This window comes from Eubacterium ramulus ATCC 29099 (genome assembly GCF_000469345.1).
GTDB classification, from domain to species: Bacteria; Bacillota; Clostridia; order Lachnospirales; family Lachnospiraceae; genus Eubacterium_I; species Eubacterium_I ramulus.
This window is the reverse complement of the sequence record NZ_KI271164.1, coordinates 1-4798: the sequence shown is the minus strand read 5'-3', so window position 1 is coordinate 4798 and position 4798 is coordinate 1. Positions and strand designations below refer to the sequence as shown.

Here is a 4798-nt window from a genome sequence, read left to right as displayed (position 1 = left end):
GTGCGTGATTCTGGTCAGCGAAAGCTGACATAAGCATCCCCCCTCACCCGCCACTTTGTGCTCCGCGCACTTGAAGCGGGGGAATGCTTATCTGCGTTCAAACTGTTCAAGCCGTTCGTAGAAACCATCATAAAAATTCTCCTGCTGTACAGGAGTAAAATAAAACATTTGAAGAAACAGCATATTTTTCCGTTTTGCTTCCTCTTCGTTATAATTTTGCATCGTCTGACGAAGAGACTTTGTGAGTGAATGCCATTTTACTAAAAAGTGCTCATAATCCTTCACTCCATCCATTTCAAGCCACTTACTTACTTTCATCTTTGATTTATTTTTTGCCGGACAGGCATCTGTCAGCAGAAAATAGCTCAGCTTTTCCCCTTCATAGTTTCGCCCCAGAGGAAACAAACGGCAGATTCCCGGTCGAAATCCATGAATACTGCATCTGCCTTCTTCATTTAAAAAAGAACATTTTGGTCCTGTCGCGGATGGTGCCATTTTCAGATTCGGAAGGATCAGACCATCTTCCACATGCAGATCTATCGCGCCTGAAAGCAGTTGTTCAAAACTCTGTCCAAGGTTCCGTTCCAGACGCCAGACATCCATCGGATCCAGCAAAATGGATTCACCCATATCACAACAACAGGCGGAACAGCCTTTGCAATCATGACAGCCTACTTTTACCATGTCATTGCTGCTATATAACTTTCCATCTGATATATCTTTTAAATATTCTTCCATCTATTTCACCCGTCTCTCAAAAATCCAGTAGTTGCATTATAACAAAAAAGCTGATATTTTCCAAGAGGCAGATTTACAGACAAACATCCCCTGCTCATTACTTATCGCAATTCAAGCAGAGGACATTCTCATTTTCTTCAACTATTACAACTTTTCTTTACACTCATACACGCAACGGATATCCTTTAAGCTGCAACATCTTCCATTTAGATAATCCGGCTGCGTTTCCAGATATATCTTATCGTTTTCCTCCAGTGGATACAACCGTAGTATCAATTCCGTTGGAAAATCAAATCGTTTCAGACTGACTTCCCAGACATCACCAATATAATACTGATCCGCAATTTTCTCGCCATTCAGGTAAAGTTCTGCCTGATCTGCCTGAAAATCAATCCGAAGAAAAATATTATCTTTTACTGCATCATATGCTTTGTCATAGGAAATTCGAATCACATATTCCCGATAATCTTTGCCAGTATCATCAATCGCACATGCTTCTTCCATGGAAAAATCTGTCTTTTCTTTCAGTATAATGCAGTTATTTACATCTGTATGTGTAAATGACGCGACAGTCTGATTGTCTGCTGCCGCCAGATCATGACTCAGCACGCAAATTGTGGATGCATCACCTTCCACATGTAAGAAATCCGGAATGATATCTGATTTTTTCCATCCATTGTCAATCCACGTTTTAACATCTTCCACAGTTGCATCCATGATTATCCAGCAGTTTTTCTGTGCATGATCACTGCGACAAATCACCTCTATACCATTTTCTGTTTCCAAAATAGGTAACGCACTGAAAAACAATATATTTGGATATTTTTTCATGCGCCATGCACATTTTGCCCAGGTTCGATCCATACTGATAAGCACTTGGCCAGACAGTTTTTCATCTGCCTCATACTGCATTTTGTCAATTCCATAGAAAAACCATAGTTTCTGGTTGATATTGCATAATGGTGTCTGATTAATCCAACGTAATGTCACGTCATCTGACAGCGGAAAATTAAACGGATAAAAGAAGTAAGCTCCATTTTTAATATCCTGTTTTGGGAAACGTATTTCTCCATCTGCTGTCTGAACACGCAGCATCACATCTTTATGCTCTGCCATCTCATAGCCACGTTGATAATTATTTACAAACAGATAACCTTGATCACCGTTTCTGCGTGTAATCATGCGAAATGCAGATAAATCTTCTGCATCCTGAAAATCTCCGGTATGAACTGAGGTACTCTCACAGTCATTCCACGCAAACTGTGGCTGCATATTGCAAAATGTCTCCCCATAATCATGCACAAACATAGAAAGAAGTTTCAATTCTTTTGCTGTCTCTGAAATCTGACCATATTCCCGGATCGGTGCCTGAAAATCATAGGAAAGTTCAGGGACATCGCAAAAAGACCCCACCGCCGTCGATTCCTGTAAGCTACTGAGTTTTCCTTTCGGATTTGTCCCACCGTGATACATATAATAGCCCAACAGGTTACAACCGCTTCCAAGTTTGCATACTGACATCGCTCCGATATCTTCTGCTGCCACCCGTGGTCTGCGATGATGTGTCACCTGCACACCGCCACCAAGTTCTGCGGTCAGATACGGATACGCATCTTTATCAAATGACAATTCCATGCCCGGCGCATAATCACTGCCAATATTTCCATCATTTCGCACCGTTGAAAACAGATAATTCTTGTTTGGCGGAAGCTGCTTTAAAGAAATATCCCATGGGGCATCACAATAACCGCCCATAACCGGTGTCAGATCACCAAGTACCGCACCGCCCCATCCGGTTGCAGTCCAATATGGTGCTTCAAAACCAATCGTTTTTGCCAGTTTTGTTAGCGTCCGCATATGTTGCTCCCCGGCAGCACCTCGTAAACCACCCACATGACCATATTCATTTTCAACCTGAATACCAAGAATGCAATGTGTTCCTTCCACTTCTTTATAAATTTTCTTCCAGAAACGTTCCACCAATGCCAGGTAATCCGGATCATCGCTGCGCAATTTATATCCTTTTTTCAGCAGCCAGTCCGGAAAACCACCATTTCGTGCCTCTCCATGCGCCCACGGTCCAATACGAAGCCACACATGCATCTGCCATTTCTCGCACAATTTCAGAAAATAATGCAAATTGCGCTGACCGGAAAAATCAAAGACACCTTCTTCTTCCTCATGATGAATCCAAAATACATAGGTTGCTATAATATCCATGCCACAGGCTTTCATTTTTCGAATCTCATCTTCCCATTCCTTCTCCGGGCATCTGGAAAAATGAAACTCCCCCATCATTGGAAAAATTGCTTTTTCATTTTTGAGTAAAGATACTCCGTTCATACTGTATTTTTCCATTCAAAATTCCTTTTCTCATATTTATTTTCATCAAGATTTGTAAACTGAGTAATTTGTTTTTTACTTTGTTTCTGTGTCTATTATATCATTTTAGTTCCATACTTCCTATTTATTTTTTATCCAAAAACTTGCTTTTCTTTTTTGAAAAATTGCTCCGCAACATATCATCTTGTTTTAACTATTTTGTTTCTGCTATAATTCAGCAATAAACCTGAGATGATTTGGAAACGAAAAAAAGCCTTCTGCCATTTAGCAAAAGACTATGTTTCTTATAAGTAAAGCGGACATTTGCAATCCGCTTTCACTACTTGCTCAGGAACGCAGTCGCTTTGTGACCTGTCAGTGGGAGCTTTTAACTCCCACTGACATAAGCATCCCGCTTACCCACCGCTTAGTGCTCTACACACTTGAATCGGGGGAATGCTTATTCTGCGTTCATATAAAGTATTTCTGATGACTGCTCATCTGTATCTGTTCGCAAGGTATATATCATTATATGTAAAAAATTATTACTGTTTTAGATATTTTACTGAGCAGCCATCTCGTTGGTTATATTTTATCAAACTATTCTTTGTTTTTACATGCCCGTTTTGGCACAAAAAAGTGCCTATTTCAGCAAACATTGAAACAGGCATAAATTATTATCTTCTGTTTTCTGAAAATTGACACTTATTTGTCCAGTCACGGCAAGCAAGCATCGCGATAGAAAACTCCACCGGAATCAACAGATTCATAGCAAACAGACGCTGACCTTCTGGAAGATAACGCAAATAATCGCTTAACAACGGCAATTTTTTTCCGGTGGAATATGAATCAGCACACTAATGACATATAATGCAAACAAACAAGATGCCTGTGCTGAAAAAAATAGGCTTCTGCCAGTTCTTCATCCTCAAATTCATTTAGCGTGTCTGCCAGTCTGCCAGGTTCAAATGCAGTTCCAAGTAATGGCAGAACCGTTCTTTTGCATTTCATGTCATTCCTCCAAGTTATCATAAATTACTTTTTAGTCAAACAAAACTTTCCAGTGTTTCGCTTCATACGCATCAAAACACATTAATATCTGTTCTTTGGTTGTTTTTTCATTTGCCAGATTTTCCGGTATTTCGTCTTTTGCAAAATATTTTGTCTCTGTCGTTTCAATATTTGAAACAAAAGCCCCGTCAATTACAGAACACTGGATAAAAATCTTGACCACACCATAAACATATATCGGCAAATTATGTTTATTTCGATCCTGAACAGCGATCATACGGTCTGCTTTTACATGTAAACCAGCTTCTTCTAATGTCTCTTTGATCGTATTTTCCGCTACCGATTGGTTAACATCACACCAGCCGCCCGGTAACGACCAGGTTCCGTTTTTTTCATGCACTAATAAGATTTTTCCATCCTCGAAAATTGCTGCTCTGGTATCAACCTTAGGTGTCTGATAGCCAGTTTCATTACAGAATAAGTCTTTTACTTTTTCTACTGGAATATCTGTTTTGTAAGATAACATTTCTGCTGAAATTTCCCGTAAACGTTCATAACGCTCCATATCATATACGTCATGTCCATAGGTCATCCCCGCTTGCGCTAGACTTTGGATTTCAATCGCCCAGTCCAACCATTTGTTCTTTTCATCATGTAAATTTAATGCCATATCCTTCTCCTCTTAAGATAGCATATAGTGACATGCTCCCACCACTTAAATCACAGA

The 4798-nt window shown here is 39.9% G+C and carries 4 protein-coding genes; all 4 read right to left on the bottom strand.

Annotated features, from left to right (window positions below; all coding sequences use genetic code 11):
* Window positions 1–87: 87 nt before the first annotated feature.
* Window positions 88–738: a YkgJ family cysteine cluster protein gene (locus HMPREF0373_RS12270; protein ID WP_021740057.1), complete on the bottom strand. Its 651-nt coding sequence runs from the start codon at window positions 736–738 to the stop codon at window positions 88–90.
* A 144-nt stretch (window positions 739–882) separates the two neighbouring features.
* Window positions 883–3096 (bottom strand): beta-galactosidase, encoded by a 2214-nt coding sequence (locus HMPREF0373_RS12265; RefSeq protein WP_021740056.1) that lies wholly within the window; start codon window positions 3094–3096, stop codon window positions 883–885.
* 813 nt (window positions 3097–3909) lie between these two features.
* The gene (locus HMPREF0373_RS16815) at window positions 3910–4071 is read right to left on the bottom strand and encodes a hypothetical protein (protein ID WP_155958135.1); all 162 of its coding nucleotides are present in this window, start codon (window positions 4069–4071) and stop codon (window positions 3910–3912) included.
* 31 nt (window positions 4072–4102) lie between these two features.
* Window positions 4103–4741: an NUDIX hydrolase N-terminal domain-containing protein gene (locus tag HMPREF0373_RS12260; RefSeq protein ID WP_021740053.1), complete on the bottom strand. Its 639-nt coding sequence runs from the start codon at window positions 4739–4741 to the stop codon at window positions 4103–4105.
* Window positions 4742–4798 lie beyond the last annotated feature (57 nt).

What these genes read in the sequence shown, in the direction of transcription:
- HMPREF0373_RS12270 (WP_021740057.1), bottom strand. Translation starts at nt 738, where the DNA reads ATGGAAGAATATTTAAAAGATATATCAGATGGAAAGTTATATAGCAGC.
- HMPREF0373_RS12265 (WP_021740056.1), bottom strand. Translation starts at nt 3,096, where the DNA reads ATGGAAAAATACAGTATGAACGGAGTATCTTTACTCAAAAATGAAAAA.
- HMPREF0373_RS16815 (WP_155958135.1), bottom strand. Translation starts at nt 4,071, where the DNA reads ATGAAATGCAAAAGAACGGTTCTGCCATTACTTGGAACTGCATTTGAA.
- HMPREF0373_RS12260 (WP_021740053.1), bottom strand. Translation starts at nt 4,741, where the DNA reads ATGGCATTAAATTTACATGATGAAAAGAACAAATGGTTGGACTGGGCG.